15 protein-coding genes and 1 riboswitch are annotated in these 22428 nt (G+C 48.3%); of the genes, 7 read left to right on the top strand and 8 right to left on the bottom strand.

Translation table 11 applies throughout. The features are described from left to right. Positions 1-60: 60 nt before the first annotated feature. The 6 genes from QL234_RS20785 to dapA form a co-directional block, all read right to left on the bottom strand. Positions 61-2520 carry a TonB-dependent receptor gene (locus QL234_RS20785; RefSeq protein WP_281559688.1) on the bottom strand — a complete coding sequence of 820 codons (2460 nt, stop codon included), beginning with the start codon at positions 2518-2520 and terminating at the stop codon, positions 61-63. 111 nt (positions 2521-2631) lie between these two features. After that, the gene (locus tag QL234_RS20780; RefSeq protein ID WP_281559687.1) at positions 2632-2931 is read right to left on the bottom strand and encodes a hypothetical protein; all 300 of its coding nucleotides are present in this window, start codon (positions 2929-2931) and stop codon (positions 2632-2634) included. A gap of 151 nt (positions 2932-3082) precedes the next feature. After that, positions 3083-4210 (bottom strand): succinylglutamate desuccinylase/aspartoacylase family protein, encoded by a 1128-nt coding sequence (locus tag QL234_RS20775; protein ID WP_281559686.1) that lies wholly within the window; start codon positions 4208-4210, stop codon positions 3083-3085. A gap of 5 nt (positions 4211-4215) precedes the next feature. Further along, positions 4216-5439: a PLP-dependent decarboxylase gene (locus QL234_RS20770; protein ID WP_281559685.1), complete on the bottom strand. Its 1224-nt coding sequence runs from the start codon at positions 5437-5439 to the stop codon at positions 4216-4218. A 27-nt stretch (positions 5440-5466) separates the two neighbouring features. Next, on the bottom strand, positions 5467-6216 hold the full coding sequence (locus tag QL234_RS20765; protein ID WP_281559684.1) for a 2,3,4,5-tetrahydropyridine-2,6-dicarboxylate N-succinyltransferase: 750 nt from the start codon (positions 6214-6216) through the stop codon (positions 5467-5469). A 108-nt stretch (positions 6217-6324) separates the two neighbouring features. After that, positions 6325-7248, bottom strand: a complete 924-nt coding sequence (dapA, locus tag QL234_RS20760; RefSeq protein ID WP_281559683.1) for a 4-hydroxy-tetrahydrodipicolinate synthase — start codon at positions 7246-7248, stop codon at positions 6325-6327. A gap of 88 nt (positions 7249-7336) precedes the next feature. Continuing rightward, a riboswitch (Lysine riboswitch) is annotated at positions 7337-7508 on the bottom strand. A 362-nt stretch (positions 7509-7870) separates the two neighbouring features. Between dapA and QL234_RS20755 the strand changes: the two genes are divergently transcribed. From QL234_RS20755 to arcA, 3 genes are all read left to right on the top strand, one after another. Further along, entirely contained in the window at positions 7871-8911 is a 1041-nt protein-coding gene (locus QL234_RS20755; RefSeq protein WP_281559682.1) for a methyltransferase, read from the top strand. Positions 8912-9044: 133 nt separating this feature from the next. Then, positions 9045-10667, top strand: coding sequence for an ATP-binding protein (locus QL234_RS20750; protein WP_281559681.1), 1623 nt, complete (start codon positions 9045-9047; stop codon positions 10665-10667). 175 nt (positions 10668-10842) lie between these two features. Further along, the gene (arcA, locus tag QL234_RS20745; RefSeq protein ID WP_044833844.1) at positions 10843-11544 is read left to right on the top strand and encodes a two-component system response regulator ArcA; all 702 of its coding nucleotides are present in this window, start codon (positions 10843-10845) and stop codon (positions 11542-11544) included. 19 nt (positions 11545-11563) lie between these two features. Here the strand turns inward: arcA and QL234_RS20740 are convergent, their stop codons facing one another. Continuing rightward, positions 11564-11911: an Hpt domain-containing protein gene (locus tag QL234_RS20740; protein ID WP_281559680.1), complete on the bottom strand. Its 348-nt coding sequence runs from the start codon at positions 11909-11911 to the stop codon at positions 11564-11566. 377 nt (positions 11912-12288) lie between these two features. Between QL234_RS20740 and folE2 the strand changes: the two genes are divergently transcribed. The 4 genes from folE2 (at position 12289) to QL234_RS20720 (ending at position 21336) form a co-directional block, all read left to right on the top strand. Beyond that, complete coding sequence (gene folE2, locus QL234_RS20735; protein WP_281559679.1) at positions 12289-13215, top strand: GTP cyclohydrolase FolE2; 927 nt, start codon at positions 12289-12291, stop codon at positions 13213-13215. Between the two features lie 572 nt (positions 13216-13787). Continuing rightward, positions 13788-18248 (top strand): glutamate synthase large subunit, encoded by a 4461-nt coding sequence (gene gltB / locus QL234_RS20730; RefSeq protein WP_281559678.1) that lies wholly within the window; start codon positions 13788-13790, stop codon positions 18246-18248. 23 nt (positions 18249-18271) lie between these two features. After that, positions 18272-19708: an FAD-dependent oxidoreductase gene (locus QL234_RS20725; protein ID WP_281559677.1), complete on the top strand. Its 1437-nt coding sequence runs from the start codon at positions 18272-18274 to the stop codon at positions 19706-19708. A 437-nt stretch (positions 19709-20145) separates the two neighbouring features. Further along, on the top strand, positions 20146-21336 hold the full coding sequence (locus QL234_RS20720; protein ID WP_281559676.1) for a hypothetical protein: 1191 nt from the start codon (positions 20146-20148) through the stop codon (positions 21334-21336). 381 nt (positions 21337-21717) lie between these two features. Here the strand turns inward: QL234_RS20720 and QL234_RS20715 are convergent, their stop codons facing one another. After that, positions 21718-22005: a hypothetical protein gene (locus QL234_RS20715; protein WP_281559675.1), complete on the bottom strand. Its 288-nt coding sequence runs from the start codon at positions 22003-22005 to the stop codon at positions 21718-21720. Between the last annotated feature and the right edge of the window lie 423 nt (positions 22006-22428).

Here is a 22428-nt window from a genome sequence, read left to right as displayed (position 1 = left end):
GCATCACGAATAAAAAAGGGAGCCTTTGGCTCCCTTTTTTATTAACGGTGATATTAGCGGCTAAAAGCTGCCGCGTATGCCTACACTGATACCACGTCCCGGCAGCGGCGCCACATCTTTCAGGAAAGAAGAATGTACCCGGGCATTTTTATCGGTCAGGTTCTGTCCTTTCAGGTACAGCACGGCATCGTTGCCAAAACCTTCCAGATAATAGTTGAAGTTAGCATCCAGCATCAGGTAACCGGAAGTCTCGGTTTCATTGACTGCCAACTTGTCCTGTTTAAAGTAATAACTGGCGCTGAGCTCGGCATCAAAGTTCTGCCCCTGGTAATTAAACTGGCTGCCGATACGTGTCGGCGGAATACGGGGCAGGTTGCCGCCGTCGCTAAGCTTGCCGCGGACAAAGTCGGCGAAAACACCGGTTTTCACTTGCGGGGTCAACTGATAGCTGACATCGATTTCCGCACCATACATATCAACATCAGCCTGGCGATATGTCAGCACAGGCAAAGCCTCGTCTTCATGCTCTTCGCCTTCATGGTCGTGTGCTTCACTAAAGAACAGGCCTGTGTCGTGTTGGTAATAGTAATCCTCTACATGGTTATAAAAGGCGCTTAAGACATAACTAAAGTCACCCTGATACTTTCTCAGCGTCAGATCCAGGTTGTAGGAGGTTTCCAGCTCTCCTTCGCTCTCAGTCAGGTGGGGATGGAATTCACCGTCACCTTCATCATGCAGGGAAAATAGCGCCCCGACTTCAAAGGTATTGGTGCCGATATGGGGACCGTAAGAAAACAACTCCCCCGCCGAAGGCGCCCGTTGCGAATAGGCCAGGGACATACCCAGGTTATAACCCGGGGCAAAATCCCAGACACCGCCTACGGATGCGCTTACCGGATCAAAGCTCTGCTTGTCAAAATGTATCTCTTCGGCGGCTTCCGACTCGCCTTCATGCTCATGGCCTTCCAGCACCAGGGCGTCTGCCGAGATAGTTACATGTTCATACCTGGCCCCCAGCTGCAGTAAAAAGTCACCAAAGCGCTTTTCTTCCAGCCAGGCAACCGCCTGAGACTTAGTGGTAGAGGCCGGGGTGAAAGCTTCTTCTCCCATGGCGGAAAAATCAGAATCTTTATAGTGGAACGTCCAGGCCCCCTGCCAGCCGTCAAAATGCTGATGATAAAGATCTATCCGGCCTTCCAGGCTTTCGTTGTCAAACTGGGTACCTACCTCACCGTTTTCGATTTCCTGGTGGCGGTAATCGGTATACGCCAACTTACCCTGTAAGCGCTGAATAAAGCTCTGGTCAAAGGTCAGCTCGGTAAGCAGCTGATAACGCTTTTGCTCCATATCGGCATAAACATCGGCAGCTTCGGCCTCTTCATGCTCCTCGTGCTCTTCACCTTCATGCTCTTCATGTTCGTCTTCTTCCTCATGGCCGCCATGACTATGGCCGGGCACGCCGTATTCACGGTTCATTAAACCGTAGGAGAATCCCAGGTAGCCGTTATCAAACAAATAACTGCTGCCTAAGGTGAAACCCGAAGATTTAGCAGCACTGTTGGCCAGCTTGCCGCTTTCACCGTGCTCTTCATGTTCCTCATGCTCTTCACCTTCCTCGTGCTCTTCATGCTCGTCATGTTCCTCGCCTGCCATTTCTGCCTTGCCGGCAATTTCATAATCATTGGATTCACGCCAAAAACCATCCAGGTGCACCGCGATATTGCCTTTGCCGGAATCCAGGCTCAGGGAGGCCAGATTTTCATCCGCAACCGTGTTGTGCTCCAGTAGCCACTCTGCCGCAGTGTCCGTTGATTTCGGAACCCGGTTGTCGACAACATTCACCACACCACCAATGGCGCCGCTGCCATAAAACAGGGTGGCAGGACCGCGTAAAACTTCAACCTGGGTAGCAGTACTGGTTTCAGACGCTACCACATGATCCGGGCCAACCCGGGACGCATCGCCGACATCCAAGCCATTTTGTGTGACTAAGACACGCGGGCCGTCCAGGCCCCGGATAATCGGGCTGCTGGCTACCGGTCCGAAATAAGTGGAATGTACACCCACTTCATTTTTCAGGGTCTCTCCCAGGGTAGAAGCCTGCTTGTTCCTTAGCTCATCGCTGGAAAGTACGTTCACGGGTTGGGCAGAGTTGATGCTGGTGGCATTAAAAGGGCTGGCCTGTACCCGGATCACTTCTATCGCCGCCGGGCTGAGCACTAGCTGCAAATCCGCCATATCGCGGGTGCTAAGCTGTAAAGATTTTTGCATTGCCGCATAGTTTTTAGCCTCTACCGTCAGCAGTACGCCGCCGGGGTTAACCTGCTCCAGGATAAAGGTGCCCGAGCTGTCCGTGGTCACATAAAGCTCCGCATTGGCATCCCCCTTAAGGGTAACCTTTGCTCCTGCTATCGCTTGTCCCTTGTGATCAACTACCTGGCCGCTAATTTTTTCCGCCCAAGCAGGAAAAGACAGCGATGCTGCCAATGAGCATGCCACCAAAAATTGTTTGTTTTGCATTTGTTCTAGTTTCCAGTAAATATCCGGCAAAAAATCCGGCAAATAAATAACCCACGGTTATTCCGGCCGACAACAGACCAAACAGGAATAAACCGCTTTAAAAAGATAGAATTACTGGTAAACCGGCGGCGCCCTTAACGGCGGAGAAAGGTAGAGATTTCCGGACTCTGGAACGGCAGCAAATGCGACAGAGATCCTCAGGAAAAGGTTGGCGGAAAACCCCGAGAACAGCGGAGAAACTTCAGGAGTATCAATGTGATGTTGACACAGGTGACATTCTTGAAGCTCGCTGCTTTCAGCGATAATATCAAAGTGGGCACCATGAGAGAAAAACGAAAAAACCCAAAAAATCAGCAGAATACGGCTGATAGCAGTGAGATTTTTATGTATTTGCAAAAATAGTGACTTCATAACGGCTGTGATATTATAACATTTTTATTGAAGTTACAATATCACATTGCTCACTGCTGCCTTATCTCTTTGATCTTATGGTCAAAGATTCATCAGAAAATCTCCAGCCTTCACCATGCTTGAGTATGCCGAAGACTTATATATCCACTCCCTATAACTCAAAATATTCACAAAACACCTTATACAGCTCGGTGCCCTGGTTTACGCTGGCGGAGGCAAAATGTAAGATCGGGATCACCGGCCGGTCCAGGGACAAATAATGCAGGGCATCGCCGTCACCGTAATTATCCATGCGTAAAATTCTCGCAATCGGCTCTCCCGCCGCTAAAGGCTCGCCAAAGGTTGCCAGGTAATCCACCATGCCGCCCATAGGAGAATAAAACGCCTTATAGTCTTTTAAGTAACAGGCATAGCGGGTCATGGCCTGTGGCTGAAAATTACCATCAGCGATCACCCCTTTATATTGCAGGTAACTTAAAATACTCAGGGCATCCTGGTAAGCAACATCCAGATCTATCTGCTCCTGTGAACCCAGTTCTACGGTAAAACTTTCCTTGTTAAAGTCCAGCTCCCGCCCAAGCCTGCCAAAAGTCTGCTGCAGCGTCCACCAGGGACAAAAAGTCGCTTCATCCATGGCGCCGTCAAAACTGTTGGGAATGACGATAGTATGGGGAATATCAAAATAGCGGGCGCTGTCGATGGCATATTCAGGACAATACAAATGTTTGCTGGAAATCGGCCCGGTGTGCAAGTCCAGCACCAGATCTGCCTTATGCGCCATCTTTTGCAGCTGATAGGCGATGCGCTGGCCTGTGGTTAAGCCAAAAACATTATGATCCAGCTTGTCGGCAATATCCCCCAAGAGCAACTCGCGAAAGGCCTGTTCGATCACTTCAATACTGCTTTCTTGGTGCTGCTCGGCAAATCCCGGGATCTGCTGCTCATTAAAATGATACATACGGTTCCAGTTAACCCCGGTAATAGGATCAAAACGCCCCAGGGTATACTCACCGTTTTTATGATTACAGCCCACCGGGTTGGCATAAGGCACCAGGGTAATATCCCCCTGTAAAGTTAACCCCTGCAATAATTCCAGCAGCTGGTAGATCACCGCATTGCCCTGAACTTCAGCGCCGTGCATATTCGCCTGGATATAAACACCGGGACCGCTGCCTTGCCCTTTTAGCCGGTAGACCGGCACGGTAAGAGCGGCGCCGCTGGCCATTTCCCCCATATGCAGCACTTCTTTGATCAGCAGATTCTTTTGCTCTTTATTCATGACGATTACCTCATATACCAGGTGGCCGGCTCGGCAGCGCGCACCTGCTGCAAGACCCCCTGCTCATAGACATATTCAGCGGCAATTTGATGACAGAGGAAAAACGGCATACTCTCGGTAAAGCCATATGCGCCGCAATAGCCAAATACCAGCTGATCGGCGACATCAACATCGCCGGGCAAAGGCAGGCGGCCTAATTTATCCAAACTGGTGCATAAAGGGCCGTGAATATCAAAAAATGTTGCTGCTTGCTCCGACGGGCGCAATAGGGTTACCGGAAACGGTTGATCTGTGATTGCCGGGCGCAGCAGGTGATTGATGCCCCCCGCCAGCACCAGTTGCTCACTGTCAAAGTTAGTCTTGCGATCAACGACCGGAGCCAGGTAATAGCCATATTCAGCCACCGCATAACGCCCCAGCTCCAGCCATAACTCCTCAACCCCGGCAGCCTGTTTGATCCGGGCCAGATCTGCCAGCGCCTGTTGCCAACACAGCGCCTGTCCCTGCTGCAGGTAATCTATACCCAGGCCGCCGCCAAGATCCAGTATCTTTAAACCCATGCCGATTTCCTGCGCCAATGCCAACAGCGGCGCTACCATTTGCGACCATAAGGCAAACATCCGCTCATTACTGAGCATATTGCCCCATTGGAAAATATGCAGGCCACAGATATCCAGGGCGGGATAATCCGCCACTTTAATGGCGCACCACTGGCTTAGCGACAAACCAAAAGGCGTCAGCTCATTACCTCCCAACGGGTTTTTCTCCCCCTCGGGCCATTGCAGCTGCACCCGAAGCAACACCTGCGGGCAAACACCTTGCTCGCTTGCCGCCTCATTAAGCCAGCTCAACTGGTTGAGACTTTCAATGACAAAGGTATTCACCCCCTGGGCCAGAAAAGCCGTCAGCTGTTTTTTCGATTTCGCCGGACCGGTATTAAGCACCTGGGTAGGATCCACCTCCTGAGACAATACCTGCGCCAGCTCGCCGCTGCTGGCGACATCAAAGTTAAAACCGGCCTCATTAAAACTGCGGATCACCCGAGACAGCGGATTGGCTTTCACCGCAAACCACAGCTTGACCACATCCTGCTGCTGCAGCCTTTTTAAGTGCGCCTTCAGGGCATCAAGGTGATAAACAAAATAGCCGTTTTCATGGTGATCACCGCTGTGGTGTCTTTGTAATAACGGCCTGATCTCTTCATCGAACCAAGGGGGAGTTTTATTCATAACATCTCTTCTCAATAACAACCAGCTCTAGCGCAACAAGGATTCCAGCGTAAGTGAGGCATCACTTTTTTCATCCCGATATTTAACAATTAAGGCGCAGGCCATGGTCAGGCCCAAATCGCTGCCCCAGTCGCCTTTTACCGGCCGGGTGCCGGGCACCACGACGGCACGCTCAGGGATCGCCGCGCCTTTTTCCAGCATCTTCTGGTTGACGCAGTCATAAACCGGCACCGAAGCCGATAAAGACACCCCGGGGGCGATCACCGCACCTTTTTTCACCACTATGCCTTCGACGATCACCACACCAGCACTTAAAAACACCTCGTCTTCGATGATCACCGGCTTGGCCCCCACCGGTTCCAATACCCCGCCGATTTGCACCGCCGCCGAGACATGGACATTTTTCCCCACCTGGGCGCAGGAGCCGATCAGGGCATGGCTGTCCACCATAGTGCCGGTGTCGACAAAAGCGCCGATATTGATATAGGCCGGTGGCATAATGATCACCCCGGGGGCAACATAAGCGCCGCGCCGCACGGAAGAGCCTCCCGGCACTAACCGTACCTTGTCTTCCACCTTGAATTGCCTGGGAGGCAGGTTGGCCTTATCGACAAACCCCGGGTAAGCGCCGTTAAATTCAGCATTTTCTCCCGCTTTAAACGCCGCCAATATCGCTTGTTTGGCGTCGACATTTGCCTGCCAGTTGCCGCTTTCATCCTGATAGGCGGATCTGACCGACCCGGTTTCTAACTGTTCTATGGTTTGTTGCCAGTTCATTCTTTACTCCTGAATTATTTTTTATCCAGAGGCTTACCCCGGGCTCCCCCGGATGTCACCGCTGTTAATGGTTTAAATCGTTTACTGTATTGTGAAAGCTAAGCCCGGTTAGTTCAGGCAGGCTTGTCCCTGCCGCTGTGCCTGCCATTGGCTGATCAACTGATCCTGATGGACCAGGGCCAGGCTGTCGGGCAATTCGGTATGGGTCAAAGGGGGACGTAAGGTCGGCGAACTCAGCACCTGCTGTTCAAACATCAGCTGCTTCACCGGGATAGGATTTGCCACGGCAAAAAGCGGTGCGATGGCATTTTGCCATAAGGGAAATAACCCCTGGTTTTGTGCCGCCAGGGATAATTCCACATAGGCCCGGGTCGCTTCGGGCCAGGCATTGGCGCAAACCGATACCAGGCCCTGGGCCCCGGCGCTGGCAAGATAGGGCATCATGGCGTCTTCGCCGCTATATAACGCCAGCTCGGGACATGCCTGGCGGTAGCGCAGGAACTGCTCCAGTTCGCCGCTGGCTTCTTTGAGCGCCCAGCAATTATCATGGTGTTGCAGCTTGGCCAGCGTGTTAACATCCAGATCAATACCACTTCTGGAAGGCACGTTATATAACATGCAGGGATATTTTGCCTGATCCAGCAGGGCGCTGAACCACAGATATTGCCCTTGTGGTCCGGGTTTGGCGTACAAGGGGCTGCCCAGCAGATAGGCCTGTACCGGCAAGCGGTTACAGGTCTGGATCCACTTTAGCTGTGAAGGCAGATCATGGCCGCCGACAGCCACCATCAGCGGCACCGCTAACGACAAGCGGCAAATGTATTCAACAATACTCAGTTGTTCTTCAAAGGATAAGGCCAGTCCTTCACCGGTACTGCCCAGCAGCAGGATACCGTTACCGGCATCTGCCTGATCCCGGGCAATGGCTTCAAGGCTGGTAAAGTCAATTTCGCCGTTGGCATAAAAAGGCGTAACCAGGGCGGTCCACAAGGGACAGTTAAGGGATAAATTGGATTCTTGTGTTTGATTCATTGCTCTCGAACTCATAACGTTCGGAGAACTTTAAGGCATTTGCATCAAGCACAAACCGGCAAGGGGTGCAGGCTAAAGGCTTTTTGCAAAGGCCAGAAGCTCTCCACCTAACAGGTGACAGTCGGCGGGATTCAACCCGGTCAACCGATATCGCTATCATCAAAAATAGCGCTATCTCGGCGTTAATCCCCCTCATTATTTATCACCGGAGTTTGATCTCCTCAAAATAATTACCTGGTTAACGCTCCTCTTCTGGCCCTTTCCGCCACGCCTGAAGGCATAGCGGTCGCTGATTTCTGTTCGCCGGGAGTCGGGGTTTAACCCGAGTGAAAATCACGGCTTGAACAATCGGCTTCAATAAGGGACGGCGGCTATTTAATCACCTTTGCTTGCTCCCTGTCAATAGACGTCTATACGTTTATTTTTCAGCGGAGCTGACGACTTTTCCTAGCCTGCCTTTAGTTACCAGGCAATAATTTACCGAAAAATCCCTTTCAGTTACTGAAGATAACATTTACTTCCGGTAAACTAGCGCGATTAATCAAGCGAGCGCCGGCTTTCATAGCAGCCGATATCATCACAGGCAAGGTGCCTGTCACCGTCCAGTAAACAGGTAAATAACATGTCTTTAAGCAATCCCAGTCAACTCCTTATGCGCAACAGTGATTTATTGGCGGCTGATTGCCCGTTATTGATAAATTTACCCGCCGACGGTTTACTTGCCGCCTACCTTGAGCAATACCCAAACAGCAAGATCACTTGCTTTAATAATAACTTTGAGCACCACCTGGCATTAAAACAAAGTTACCCGGGTAAGGCCGAATTTGTTTTTGACAGCCAGTATCAAAGCAGTAAAAAACACGATCTGGTGGTGATTGCTTTTCCGAAAAGCAAAGCCGAACTGGCTTTTACCCTGGCAATGATCAATCCGCAGCTGGCTGAAAACACGCCGATATTGATCGTCGGAGAAAATAAGGGCGGAGTAAAATCCACTGGCAAATTAGCCGCAGATTATATTCACCATATCGGCAAGGTAGATTCCGCCCGCCACTGCACCCTGTTCAGCGGCCTGGCCAACACAAAGCAACCGGCCTTTGATATCAATGCCTGGTTTAAGCACTATCACTTTATCCTGGGTGATATCAAACTGGAAATCGCTTCCCTGCCCGGTGTTTTCAGCCAAAACGCCCTGGATAAAGGCACCGAACTCTTGCTCAATAACCTGCCCGCCAAGCTTGAAGGCGAACTGCTGGATTTTGGCTGCGGCGCCGGGGTGATCAGTTGCTTTATCGGTAAAAAATATCCACAGGCACAACTGGCATTATTGGATGTCAGCGCCCTGGCCCTGGCTTCGGCAGAAAAAACCTTGGCAATAAACGGTTTAAACGGCACAGTATTTCCTTCTAACAGCTTGTCTGAGGTCAGGGGAAAATACCAGCATATCGTCTCCAACCCACCGTTTCACCAGGGGGTGAAAACCCACTACGGGGCGACGGAGAGTTTTCTCAAACAAATTAAGGGACACCTTAAACCTAAGGGCAACGTCACCATAGTGGCCAACAACTTTTTAAGCTATAAACCCATTATGGAGAGCGCTATTGGTACGACCACGACGCTGATCAATGAAAAAGGCTTTGCTATTTATCATTCTCAGATAAGATAGGGCGGCAGACATAATAACCTGATGTATGTTTTATCTGATGTATTTGTTAAAATATGGTTGATCTATCTCCACTTTTCTACAATCATCCAAGTAGTCGCCTGTAACAATGAAGAATTAATTTGATCCCTGGCTTATGACATCATCCGCAAAAATCAAGTCTATCCAGCGTCACCTGTTGTTTTTAATTACCGGTGGAGTATGCCTGATCCAGATTATCGGCATTTCATTTATTGCCATGACTTTCGTTGACAATGCCCAGCAAAATATCGAACTTGAAAGCCAGTACAGCGCCGAAACCATCGCCAGTCGCAGTATCAGCTACCTCGAAGCCAATGACCATGATGGTCTGCATGACCTGTTGTTGGATATAAAAAACATCCCATACATCAATTACGTACATATCTACCGACTACAGGATGACAGCGAAGAGATTGAATTTTTTACCAGTTATAACCGGGATGAAAATTTTCCGGCAATTCCGGACAAAATAGGCGAAATAGACAAGTTAACAACCACCAATTATACCGAGAACTTTCTTGAGCTGATCATCCCCATCAAGAAGCAAAAGATATACGGCTATCTTTATATCCAGTCGAGCACAGAGCAAGTTAAAGAGATCATCCAGAAAACCATTATTATTGCCGCTGTCGTTTTCACGGTTTCCCTGTGCTTTACCCTGTTGATCATCATCAGGGTACACCGGATGATCACTGTGCCGATAAAAAGCCTGATCGGCACGGTACAGGATATTTCCCAGCATAAAAACTACACCTTAAGATGCCAGGACATGCCGTATCAGGAGCTGGATATTCTATCCCGCAACCTCAATATTATGCTCTCAAGGACCAGTAAACATATTACCAAGCAGGATAATGCCGAACAGCAGATATTAAAGCTGAACCACGAACTAGAAGACAAGGTCAGCCAGCGAACCGAGGCGCTGAAAGAATCAAATCAGGAACTGTTGTCGACGCTGGAAAAACTGCACCAGTTCCAGGGACAACTGGTGGAAAGTGAAAAAATGGCTTCCCTCGGGGACATGGTGGCGGGGGTTGCCCATGAAGTTAATACCCCGATTGGCCTGGGGGTTACGGCATCAACCTTATTGTCAGATCGTCTTAATGCCATTAAAGATGCCTTTGAAAACAAAACCTTAAAATCAAGCCAGCTGAAAAAATTCCTTAATGAAGGCCAGGAAAACGTCGCCATTGTTTACCGTAATCTCAACCGCGCCGCCGATTTAATTTCCAGCTTTAAACGGGTGGCGGTAGACCAGTCCAGTGAACAGGACCGCACCTTTAATGTCAAAGAATTGATTAACGAGGTCTTCCTGACCCTGGCGCCGCAAATCAAACAAAAACCTTTTGAGCTCGAGCTCAATTGCCCGGGCGATCTGGTGGTGATCAGTAAACCCGGGCCCATCAACCAGATATTGATCAACCTGATCGTCAACTCTATCCTCCATGGCTTTGAGGGTAAAGACGACGGCGTGATCAGCATTACCGTGATGAATTTAAGCGGCCAGCTGCACATCAATTACCGGGATAACGGCACAGGTGTCAGCCAGTCTATCAAGGGCAAAATATTTGATCCCTTTATTACCACAAAAAGAGGGGCCGGTGGTAGTGGCTTAGGCTTACATTTGGTCTACAATTTAGTAACACAGGCACTTGGCGGCAGCATTCAATTTGAAAGTGAAATCAACAAGGGCGTCAGCTTTGATATTCACTTTCCAGTTGTAAAATCTGCAAGTTAATAGATAAAACAGATTTTTTTTAATATATATATGTAATAACTATTGGCTCAGGGAAAGACAAAGGTTATTGTTATTTATAATCAGGTTATATAAGATACCGGGTTGTTTTGTTAACAAAACCCCAACCAATAGCAACTACGTATGCTAATTTGACATTGTTAGTGGAAGATATCACATGCAAAAACCTCATATTCTTATCGTAGAAGATGAAGATGTTACTCGCTTTAACCTTCGAAACTTATTCGAAGCAGAAGGATATCTCGTGTCCGAGGCCATAGATGGCGACAGCATGGACAGTAAATTACAGCAAAATGCCATCAATTTGATCATTATGGACATTAATTTGCCCGGCAAAAATGGCCTGCTGCTGGCAAGAGAATTGTCCAACCAACCGGATTTAGGCCTGATCTTTTTAACCGGTCGGGACAGTGATATCGACAAGATACTCGGGTTGGAGATAGGTGCGGATGATTACCTCACCAAACCTTTTAACCCCAGGGAATTAACTATCCGGGCGCGCAACATCTTAAGCCGGATAGGGCATAACCGGAATGAAACCGAAAATGCCGTGATTAAATTTAATCAGTGGACCCTGGACGGTAACTCGAGAAAAATGACGTCACCACAGGGAGATGTTTTTTCTATCCCACGTGGCGAATATCGCGCTTTAAGATTACTGATCGAAAATTCCGGGCAAATTGTCACCCGTCAGCAGCTGATCAAAGAAATGACCGGCCGGGATCTACGTTCCAATGACAGAACCGTAGACGTCACCATCAGACGCCTACGTAAACATTTTGAATCTGTCGAAAACCCGCAAGAGCTGATCAACACCATACATGGTGAAGGTTACCGCTTTGTAGGTACCGTAGAATAATCAAAAACCATTACGGCTTTTAAAGCTGCTCTAACCAGCCTTTAAAAGCCGCAATCGCGGTATCGTTTAACTCCAGAATTTCCGCCAGCAACTGGCGTTTCTGGCTTTGCGCTTCACTAAACTTCTCTGCCATCACCAGCTTGGCATGCAATTGCTTTAACCCTATGCTGCCGGCAGCGCCTTTCATTTTGTGGCAACGATCCTGCCATTGTTCCTGCGAGTCAGCTTCCACGGCAGCAGAAATTTCCTCCAGGTAAAGCCGGGATTGCTGCAGATACAAATCAAGCATTTTTGCGATAATGCTTTTGTCCAGCTGCTCTAAATAACCATTTAATAACTCTTCGTCTAGTTGCTTAACATCTAACACCGCAATTCCCTGTAATTAATACGACAATTATTGCCCTAGCATAACAATAAAATTCCCCAAGGGCATCACAGGATCCGGTGAAAGTAATAAAAGGTAACACTTTAGTACAAGCAATAGGCAGCAAATGCTTAGCCGCTGATATCTGGCCCGCTAATAGAAATAAGCAATAAATAGCTAACATTGGCGACGGTTTGAACGGGATTTTTTCAAAAAATAACCGCTTTTACATGGGCTATAAGCAAATAATATAAAATTTAGACCTATTTAAGCGAAATAATAGTAATGATCTGTGCAGGAATTGAGATAGAATATGCGCCCTTAAATTAATTTTACCAGCAAAACCCCTTGTTTTGCTGTTTTTACCAAGCGGAGTAGTAATGCCGACATCAATGCCTGATATTGCCAACCACACCACAGCACAAACCGAGGGCACCTTGGATTGGGTAGGTATGGGTAATATTGAGATGCCAGTGATGGTTGCCTCAAAAGATGAAGCCGAGCGTATGGTTTCAGCTCATGTTGACGCCTTTGTTAACCTCAAAGAGCCAAAGGCAAAAGGCATTCATATGTCGCGCCTTTACTTGCTGCTTGATGAGTTATCCAGTAACCAGGTGTTGAATCACCAGAACCTGGTGACTTTACTCGACGGCTTTATCAGCAGTCACCAGGATTTAAGCGACAACGCCAAAGTGCAGTTCCGTTTTGATTATCACCTGCGCAGAAAATCACTGATCAGCGGTAAATCAGGCTGGAAAGCCTATCCCGTGGTAATAACCGGCCGCTTGAACCAGGGCGCCCTGGATATTGAGCTGGCCATAGATGTCAGATACTCTTCCACCTGTCCGTGCTCCGCCGCACTGGCACGCCAGCTGATCCAAAAAGCGTTTGTCGATAAGTTCTCCGATAACGGTGAAGCCAACCTGGCGGATATCCATGAATGGCTGGGCACCACAGAAGGCATAGTGGCCACTCCTCATAGCCAGCGCTCGGTTGCAGAAATTAAGGTTAAGCTTAACCAAAAGGTAAATGATTTCCCCATCACCGACCTGGTGGACACCATAGAAGGCGCCTTGCAAACCCCGGTACAGGCTGCGGTAAAACGGGAAGACGAGCAAGAATTTGCCCGTTTAAACGGCCAGAACCTGATGTTCTGTGAAGATGCCGCCCGCCGCTTGCAACATGCCATGAACCTGGAAGCTGGCTATGATGATTTCTGGCTGAAAATAAATCACCTGGAATCCCTGCATGCCCATGACGCGGTCAGTGTCGTCACCAAAGGCATAGCCGGCGGCTACCAGCCTTAAGTTTAAAAGTATCCAACACAGATATTTTCCTGAAAGTATCTGTGTTGCCATCACCCCGCTTCCCCCTTTTTATAACTCCACCGGCTCCTGCCTGGCTGATCACACAACCAACAATAAAACACGGCACTGATATTGGTGCGTTATAGTAGTGCGTCATATTCATGCAACCTGTTTATTTCATAATCCCTGATGAATCAAGCAATAAGCAAACTTGTCTATACTGCTTGCCGAATAAATGAATAATTTCTGAATATACATTCACATTGCCAATTTTGTAATTTTATTACATTTTGATGGGCTTTTTGAAAGCTTTCGGAAACTCGACACTCATCACAAGCCCTTTAAAAATATAATAATTGCTGTTTATAGTGAAAATAGAGTAATTAAATTACCCTATTTAGTGAAAATAAACTACGAGCAAAAGCTCTATTTTTGTTGACCTTTGCTCAATAAGTGTTTAGTGTAAAATGTTCCTTTTGGGCTAAAACAGGATATTTATGCAATTAAAGCATAAAAATATTCTTTTTTAATCTTCCTATGCTCAAACGCTTTTTTATTAGGAGAAGAAGAAAATGCAGCTTTATGATCCCAACTTTCAAAAAGACAACTGTGGATTTGGTTTAATCGCCCATCAAACCGGGGAAACAAGCCATAAGCTGATTAAAACCGCGATTTCCGCCCTTGACCGCATGCAACACCGCGGCGGTATTGCCGCCGATGGTAAAACCGGTGACGGCTGCGGTTTATTGCTGCAAAAACCCGACAGTTTCTTCCGCGCCATCGCCGAAGAAAACAACTGGCAACTGGGGCGCAAATATGCCGTCGGCATGGTGTTTTTAAGCACAGATCCCGTTGAAGCTGCCCTCTCCAAACAAATACTTGAAGAAGAACTTGCACAGGAAACCCTGACTATTGTCGGCTGGCGTACCGTGCCGACAGATCCCTCGATTTTAGGGGAAATTGCCGCCAGCAACCTGCCGCAAATAGAGCAGATTTTTGTTGATGCCCCTCCGGGGTGGCGTAACCGGGATCTGGAGCGACGTTTATATATGGCGCGCCGCCGCGCAGAAAAACGCAGTAATGACGAGAAATTTTATATCGCCAGCCTGTCCTGCCTGGTGACTATCTATAAAGGCCTGATGATGCCGGTGGATCTGCCGAACTTTTATCTGGATCTGGCAGATATCCGCATGCAGAGCGCCATTTGTGTGTTCCATCAACGTTTTTCCACCAATACCTCGCCGCAATGGCATCTGGCACAACCTTTCCGCTATCTCGCCCATAACGGTGAGATCAACACCATCAGCGGTAACCGCCAGTGGAGTCGGGCGCGCAGCTACCGTTTTAAATCACCGTTATTACCGGATCTTCAGGATGCCGCGCCTTTTGTTAACGAAAGCGGCTCTGACTCTTCTTCGCTGGATAATATGCTGGAGCTGTTCCTGGCTGGCGGCATGGATTTATACCGGGCAATGCGCTTACTTATGCCACCGGCCTGGCAAAACAGCCCGTGCATGGACGATGATATTAAAGCCTTTTATGAATTTAATTCCATGCATATGGAGCCCTGGGACGGTCCCGCCGGTGTGGTCATGACCAATGGCCGACATGTGGCCTGTAACCTGGATCGCAACGGCCTGCGCCCCGCCCGTTATGTGATCACCCGCAACGGTTTTATTACCCTGGCCTCAGAAGTGGGGATCTGGGATTACGGCGAAGATGAAGTGATTGAAAAAGGCCGGGTTGGCCCGGGGGAAATGCTTGCCCTGGATACCTATACCGGCAAGGTCTTTAACTCTTCCGATATCGACAATGAATTAAAAGTCAGACATCCCTATCGCGAGTGGCTCGATACCAACATCCGCCGCCTGGTGCCGTTTGATCAGCTGACCGCCGAATTGATCGGCCAGCGGGTATTTACCGATCATGAACTCAGCCAGTACCATAAGATGTTTAACTACAGCTATGAAGAAATTCAGCAGGTAGTAAAAACCCTGGCAGAAAACGGCCAGGAAGCCACAGGCTCTATGGGGGACGATACCCCTATGGCGGTGCTTTCTAGCCAGGCACGTACCTTATATGACTATTTCCGTCAGCAGTTTGCCCAGGTCACCAACCCGCCGATTGACCCCCTGCGCGAACGTTATGTGATGTCCCTGGCCACCTGTATCGGCCGCGAACACAATGTTTTTAATGAAACCACAGGCGGTGCCGATCGGATTTTATTTGCCACGCCGGTACTTATGTATACCGGGTTAAAACAGTTACGGGAACTCGATCCCGAGCATTACCGCTCCGACACCCTGACCCTGAACTATGATCCCGCCGAAGGCCTGGAAAGCGCCATCCGCCGTTTATGTGATGAAGCGGTCGATCTGGTACGTAACAAAAATACCGTTATTTTAGTGTTATCGGATCGCCAGATACATCCGGGCTTATTGCCTATCCCGGCGGCCATGGCGGTCGGTGCGGTACAACAGCGCCTGGTCAATGAACAGCTGCGCTGCGACTCCAATATTATTGTCGAAACCGCTTCGGTGCGGGATTCCCACCAGTTTGCGGTCTTGTTAGGTCTTGGTGCCACCGCTATCTACCCGTTTTTGGCCTTTGAAACCGTGGAACAGCTGGTAGAAAAGGGACAAATCGATTTAACTCCGCGACAGGCGGTGAAAAACTACCGCGACGGCATCAATAAAGGCCTGCTGAAAATTTTATCTAAAATGGGCATTTCCACCATCGCCAGTTACCGCTGCGCCGGTTTATTTGAAGTGGTGGGCCTGCACCAGAATATCATGCAACTTTGTTTCCCGGATCTGCCGAGCCGCATCCAGGGCGCAGATTTTGTCGATATCGAACAGGATAACATTAACCTGGCGCGCAAAGCCTTTTTACCGCACCAGAAAGTCAACCACGGCGGTTTATTGAAATACGTGCATGGTGGTGAATATCACGCCTTTAACCCTAATGTTGTCAACTACTTACAAAGTGCGGTACAAAGCGGCGATTATGGTGATTACAAAAAATTCGCCGATGAGGTTAACCAACGCCCGGTCGCAACGTTAAGAGATCTATTAGCCCTTAAAGAAGATACCGAGAGTATAGATATTGGCCGGGTGGAAGCCGAGAGTGAAATGTTTAAGCGCTTTGACAGTGCCGCCATGTCCATCGGCGCCTTAAGTCCGGAAGCCCATGAGGCGCTGGCGATCGCCATGAACCGCCTGGGGGGCTTTTCCAACTCGGGTGAAGGGGGCGAAGATCAACGTCGCTTCGGTACCGTGAAAAACTCCCGCATCAAGCAAATTGCTTCCGGTCGCTTCGGGGTAACCCCGCATTACCTGGTGAATGCCGATGTGCTGCAAATCAAAGTCGCTCAAGGGGCAAAACCCGGAGAAGGGGGCCAGCTGCCCGGCGATAAGGTCACCCCTTTGATCGCCAAATTACGCTTTTCCGTGCCTGGCGTCACCTTAATCTCACCGCCGCCGCACCACGATATTTACTCTATCGAAGATCTGGCGCAGCTGATTTTTGATTTAAAACAGGTCAACCCGAAAGCCATAGTATCAGTGAAACTGGTTTCCGGTCCGGGTGTCGGCACTATCGCCTCAGGTGTAGCCAAAGCCTATGCCGACTTTATCACCATCTCAGGCTATGATGGCGGTACAGGTGCCAGCCCGCTAACCTCAGTAAAATACGCCGGTTGTCCGTGGGAATTAGGCTTGGCCGAAGCCCACCAGTCATTGGTAGCCAACGGCTTGCGCCATAAGGTACGTTTACAGGTAGACGGCGGCTTAAAGACCGGCATCGATATCGTCAAGGCCGCCATCCTGGGCGCGGAAAGCTTCGGTTTCGGTACCGCCCCTATGGTGACCTTAGGTTGTAAATTCCTGCGTATTTGTCACTTAAACAACTGCGCCACAGGTGTTGCCACCCAGGATCAGGTCTTAAGGGATGAATTCTTTAAAGGCCTGCCGGACCAAGTGATGAATTACTTTAAATTTGTCGCCCAGGACGTGCGCGAGATCCTGGCAAAACTCGGCGTTGAAAGCCTGACCGCCATTATCGGCCGCACCGACTTGTTGGAGCAACTGCCGGGTTTTACCGCCAAGCAGCAAAAACTGGATTTGTCAGCGATTATTGCCCCTGTTGTTGCCGGCGAAAATACCGCCCTGCATCAAACCGAAGCCAATGTCGCGTTCGATGAAGGCGCCCTGAACCAGCAAATGCTGGTAGCGGCCGCCGACAGTGTCGCCCATGCCAGCGGCGGCGAATTCAGGTTTAATATTCAAAATACCGACCGCTCTGTTGGCGCCGCCTTGTCCGGGGAGATTGCCCGTCATCACGGCGATCAGGGCATGGCCAGCAACCCGATCACAGTACATCTGTGTGGCACCGCAGGCCAGAGCTTCGGCGTCTGGAATGCCGGCGGCCTGGAGATGATCTTAACCGGCGATGCCAACGACTATGTCGGTAAAGGCATGACCGGCGGCAAGCTGACCGTTAAACCGCCTAAAGGGGTCGAGTACCCAAGCCATAAAACCATGATCATGGGTAATACCTGTTTATACGGCGCCACCGGCGGTAAGTTATTCGGCTGTGGCCGTGCCGGTGAACGTTTCGCGGTACGTAACTCAGGCTGCCATGCGGTAATTGAAGGCACAGGTGATCATGCCTGTGAATATATGACCGGCGGTATCGTCACCATCCTAGGGGATATCGGCGTAAACTTCGGTGCCGGGATGACCGGAGGTTTTGCCTATGTGCTGGATGAAGCCGACGACCTTAGCGTACGTTTAAACAACGAGTCCATTGAAATGCTGCCGATTGAAGACCTGGTGATCCACCAGGAGCATTTGCGCGGCATTATCAACCAGCACCTGGAAGAAACCGGCAGCTTGCGGGCACAGGAAATACTGAGCAACTTTGATAAGTTTGCCCCGCTGTTTAAGCTGGTGAAACCCACAGCAACCGATGTAAAAACCCTGTTGGGGCATCGTAGTCGTTCGTCTGCTGAACTTCGCGTTCAGGCACAATAACGCGGAATGAGGAACACAAGCACATGAGTAAAAATGTATATCAGTTTATCGACGTCAAACGCATCGATCCGCCAAAAAAGCCGGTAGAGCAGCGTAAAATCGACTTTGTCGAAATTTACCAGCCGATGAGCAGTGACCAGAGCCAGGGCCAGGCAGATCGCTGCCTGGACTGCGGCAACCCCTATTGCGAATGGAAATGCCCGGTACATAACTATATTCCCCAATGGCTGGAACTGGTGACCGAAGGCAAGATTTTTGAAGCCGCCGACTTATGCCACCAAACCAACAGCTTGCCGGAAATGTGCGGCCGGGTGTGCCCACAGGACAGGTTATGCGAATCCGCCTGTACCCTCAATGATGACTTCGGCGCCGTCACTATCGGCAATATCGAAAAATACATTACCGACACCGCCTTTGAGCAGGGCTGGAAACCGGATCTGTCCCATGTGATCCAAACCGGCAAGAAGGTCGCGGTAATAGGCGCGGGTCCGGCTGGCCTTGCCTGTGCCGATGTCTTAACCCGCAACGGCATTAAAGCCGTGGTTTATGATAAAAATGCCGAAATCGGCGGCCTGCTGACCTTTGGCATTCCGTCCTTTAAACTGGAAAAATCTGTAGTGAAACGCCGCCGCGAAATCTTTGAAGGCATGGGCATAGAATTTCACTTAAATACCAATGTCGGCGTCGATATCAGCTTTGACAGTTTAAGCCAGGAATATGACGCGGTATTTTTAGCCTTAGGCACTTATACCGATATGACCGGCGGCTTTGACAACGAAAACGCCAACGGCGTCTATAATGCCCTGGACTTTTTGATCGGCAATACCCAGCAACTGATGGGCATTACCGAAAATGCCAAGCCTTACGTTAATTTTGAAGGTAAAAAAGTCATCGTTTTAGGGGGCGGAGATACCGCCATGGACTGTGTCAGAACCTCAGTGCGCCAGGGTGCAACCAATGTGACCTGTGCCTATCGCCGTGACGAAGCCAATATGCCGGGCTCACCACGTGAAGTACAAAACGCCAAGGAAGAAGGAGTGAACTTTGAGTTTAACCTGCAACCTTTGGATATTGCCGTTAACGAACAAGGTAAAGCCATCGGCGTTAAATTTGTTAAAACCCAGCTTGGCGAGCCGGATGCCAATGGCCGCCGTAACCCCGAAGTTATCGAAGGCTCTGAATTTGTGATGCCCGCCGATGCGGTCGTGATCGCCTTTGGTTTCCTGCCCAGCCCGCCGCAGTGGATGAAAGATGCCGGTGTTGAAGTGGACACCAAAGGACGGGTAATAGCCAAAGACAACAGCCAGTTTGCCCTGCAAACCAGCAAAGGCAATATCTTTGCCGGTGGCGATATGGTACTGGGCTCAGATTTAGTGGTTACCGCCATCGACCAGGGCCGAAAGGCTGCCATGGGCATCTTGGATTATGTCTTTGATGAACAGGTGGTTGCCGTTTCATAGTTACGGCAGCTTAACCCGACAAAATACCAGTCATTTGACTGGTATTTTTTTGTCTGAAAATGTTTACCTACGACTGATAAACTCAAGCTTCTGTCCGGTGATATTACAACAGTGGCGACAAAACCATTAAAAGACCCACACTTTATGAAACACTTTCCCGCAGGGTGTTTCAGCTTTTGTTATTAACCTACGACGTAAATCCATTAAGCGCTCTAAAGTACGATTTACTGGCATTAAGTATAAGAAACTTAATCATATATTTTCTAATGAATTTAAAAGCTTATTTATAACCCCATATTGAAATATAGAAACATCAATTTGTGGGTTCCCTTATTGTTTTTTCGGGCTAATTGAGCAATTTAGCTCAACACCGAAGCATTCGTATCTCATGCTTCGATAAGAGAGAAATCCTTAAGTATTAGGGTGTAGAATAATTAATGGAGATTGGTTTGAGAGAAAGGTTTATATTTGAATCTGTAATAGATTCTGTTCCTCAATGGTTTGAATCCGATGAAAGTACATCTCGGAGAAGTCTTACTATTGGTGATTTAACTTGGTATATTAATTCACACAGAGGATTGACTCCTTTGCTCTCTGAGTTGCATGAATTCTGCCAGGAGAAATCACAGCTTTGGTTAGAAAATTTACCACCAATACTTTCTAGTTCTGCAAGAAAAAATATTACTCAAGAAATATCACTGTTTTGGCTAAGCAGGCATAGCTCGACCACAAATTGGTATAAGTTTATTGCTTATGCTGAAGAGATGTTGTTTAGAACATATGAAAATATACCCGTAAGTACCAATTTAATGATATCTCCAGGTGATAATGGGAACAGTGACATAACGAATTCATCTATACAGAAGCTGCTAGATCCGCTTTCTACGAGCATGCAAACATATTTAAAGGTTGATTCTGAAGCTAATTTGGTTGCTTATGAGCAAATTGACTGGTCACAAATTAATGATACTAGTGACTATAAATTCAACCCTGAATTTTTACAGCCATTTGCTTGCGCACTAGAACAAGGCCAATTCTCTTTTCATGTGACTATCAAGGGTGACATCCTTATCATGAATTCGCTTGGTCTGCTTGCGTCTTGTCGAAAAGGTCGGTGGCACGTTTACGATGTTCAAACACTTAAGAATAGTATTGGTGATATATCAGGTGATTACCGAATTGGATGTAATATATTTGAAGTGTTACTAGACCTTTCTTATAAACGGCACGGGGCATTGTTAATTTATGATCCCGGTCATGATGTAATCGATCATATTGTAAATAGGGAGTCATTGTTACTAGATAATCAAAATATGGATTCTGCAAGGACAATGCTTGCTCCATCTGTAGTTGGCATTGGCATGGGCATTCAAACAATGTCTGCTCGCAAAAAACGGATTATGCTTGAACTTGCAAGCATGGATGGAGCTGTGATTTTTGATGATAGAAATATTCTATCATTCGGGGCCATGGTTGAAACTCATCCTTCCGCAGGAAGCCATGCTGGTGCAAGAACTACAGCATTTGAATCTGCATTTCTTTATGGTGGGCGGCCTTTTAAGGTTAGCTCTGACGGTGATATTTCTCTGAGGTTTGAGCGAGGGGGTGGCAAATTAAGCTTTTTATAGCCCTGACAGAGATAAACAAGAACAAGCACGGACACCCAAGCCTTAGTATTAAGCCAGCAAAATCTGTCGATTGAAGCAATTTTCCAAAACTAACGATAGATACCTTAGTGGTAAGTATCATTACACTCTGTAGTTTTTAAACCTTATTGCCTTTGACGATAAGGTTTTTTTATATATGGGGGTTGGTATTGAGTGGCTTTATGGATGAAGAGAAATTTTGGCCTGGAAAATACGAATGTAAGGGCGCGTTTATTAAATACGGTGTTAGTAGCTTATGTCAGGTAGAGAATAGGGCAGAATTTTAAGCCGGGTGAGCCTGCAAGATACCAGGTTGCCAGTGTTAGCTCACCCAAGCATTTTCCTGTTAGTTAAGTCGATTAGTTAAACTGGTTGTTCAGGCTTAAGATCGCGTAATCCCTGGAGGATCTTATCCATTTTATCCCGGTAGCCTCTTATCTGAATTTTTAAGCGATAGCTTACATACCAGATACCTTCACTCGTTTCTGGGGTGATGCATTCGGGTTCGCGGGCAACCGCGGCGAAGGCATCACAGAGAAAGGAGCATTCATCGCTAAACTTGCTAAAGTCGTCACAAAGATCAAGGCATTCACTCGATAGCTGCTTTCGTTTAGTTTCATAGTCAGCATTTGGGCTAGTTGATTCAGACATGATACTGCCCTCCTATGATACTTGGTAGTACACAGTGATGGGCAAGCTTGCTACAGGTTATGGACAGGTGCCCGGGGTTAGGCATAAGGTCAGGTATATTTTCTGTTAAAGAAACTTTAACCGAGTGAAACTCTGGCATATCATTAGAGTTAGCCATGATGGATACCTTCTATATCTGTTGTGGTTAGCTTCCTCTGAGTGTTATAGCACTTAGGGGGAGCGCTTGGTTTATCTGCTGTTTCTCTTTGTTAAGCCCTCCGTTGGTGAATGATTCACCTATTAGTCATAGTACAAAGTACTGTAAAAATCAGGCTGTGTTTGCATTTAGTGTTGGTCTTACTTATATATACTGTATGGATTGCTGTACACAGAGTTCAACACTATGAAAAATATTGAGTTAGAGTCCTTACAAAAACATCTGAC

It is taken from the genome of Thalassomonas sp. RHCl1 (assembly GCF_947387555.1).
GTDB lineage: Bacteria > Pseudomonadota > Gammaproteobacteria > Enterobacterales > Alteromonadaceae > Thalassomonas.
This window is presented reverse-complemented; position numbering and strand designations above follow the sequence as displayed.

Coding starts and splice junctions, on each gene's coding strand:
- folE2 (WP_281559679.1), top strand. CDS start 12,289: ATGCCGACATCAATGCCTGATATTGCCAACCACACCACAGCACAAACC.
- QL234_RS20765 (WP_281559684.1), bottom strand. CDS start 6,216: ATGAACTGGCAACAAACCATAGAACAGTTAGAAACCGGGTCGGTCAGA.
- arcA (WP_044833844.1), top strand. CDS start 10,843: ATGCAAAAACCTCATATTCTTATCGTAGAAGATGAAGATGTTACTCGC.
- QL234_RS20770 (WP_281559685.1), bottom strand. CDS start 5,439: ATGAATAAAACTCCCCCTTGGTTCGATGAAGAGATCAGGCCGTTATTA.
- QL234_RS20785 (WP_281559688.1), bottom strand. CDS start 2,520: ATGCAAAACAAACAATTTTTGGTGGCATGCTCATTGGCAGCATCGCTG.
- QL234_RS20725 (WP_281559677.1), top strand. CDS start 18,272: ATGAGTAAAAATGTATATCAGTTTATCGACGTCAAACGCATCGATCCG.
- QL234_RS20720 (WP_281559676.1), top strand. CDS start 20,146: ATGGAGATTGGTTTGAGAGAAAGGTTTATATTTGAATCTGTAATAGAT.
- QL234_RS20715 (WP_281559675.1), bottom strand. CDS start 22,005: ATGTCTGAATCAACTAGCCCAAATGCTGACTATGAAACTAAACGAAAG.
- QL234_RS20775 (WP_281559686.1), bottom strand. CDS start 4,210: ATGAATAAAGAGCAAAAGAATCTGCTGATCAAAGAAGTGCTGCATATG.
- QL234_RS20750 (WP_281559681.1), top strand. CDS start 9,045: ATGACATCATCCGCAAAAATCAAGTCTATCCAGCGTCACCTGTTGTTT.
- gltB (WP_281559678.1), top strand. CDS start 13,788: ATGCAGCTTTATGATCCCAACTTTCAAAAAGACAACTGTGGATTTGGT.
- QL234_RS20780 (WP_281559687.1), bottom strand. CDS start 2,931: ATGAAGTCACTATTTTTGCAAATACATAAAAATCTCACTGCTATCAGC.
- QL234_RS20755 (WP_281559682.1), top strand. CDS start 7,871: ATGTCTTTAAGCAATCCCAGTCAACTCCTTATGCGCAACAGTGATTTA.
- dapA (WP_281559683.1), bottom strand. CDS start 7,248: ATGAATCAAACACAAGAATCCAATTTATCCCTTAACTGTCCCTTGTGG.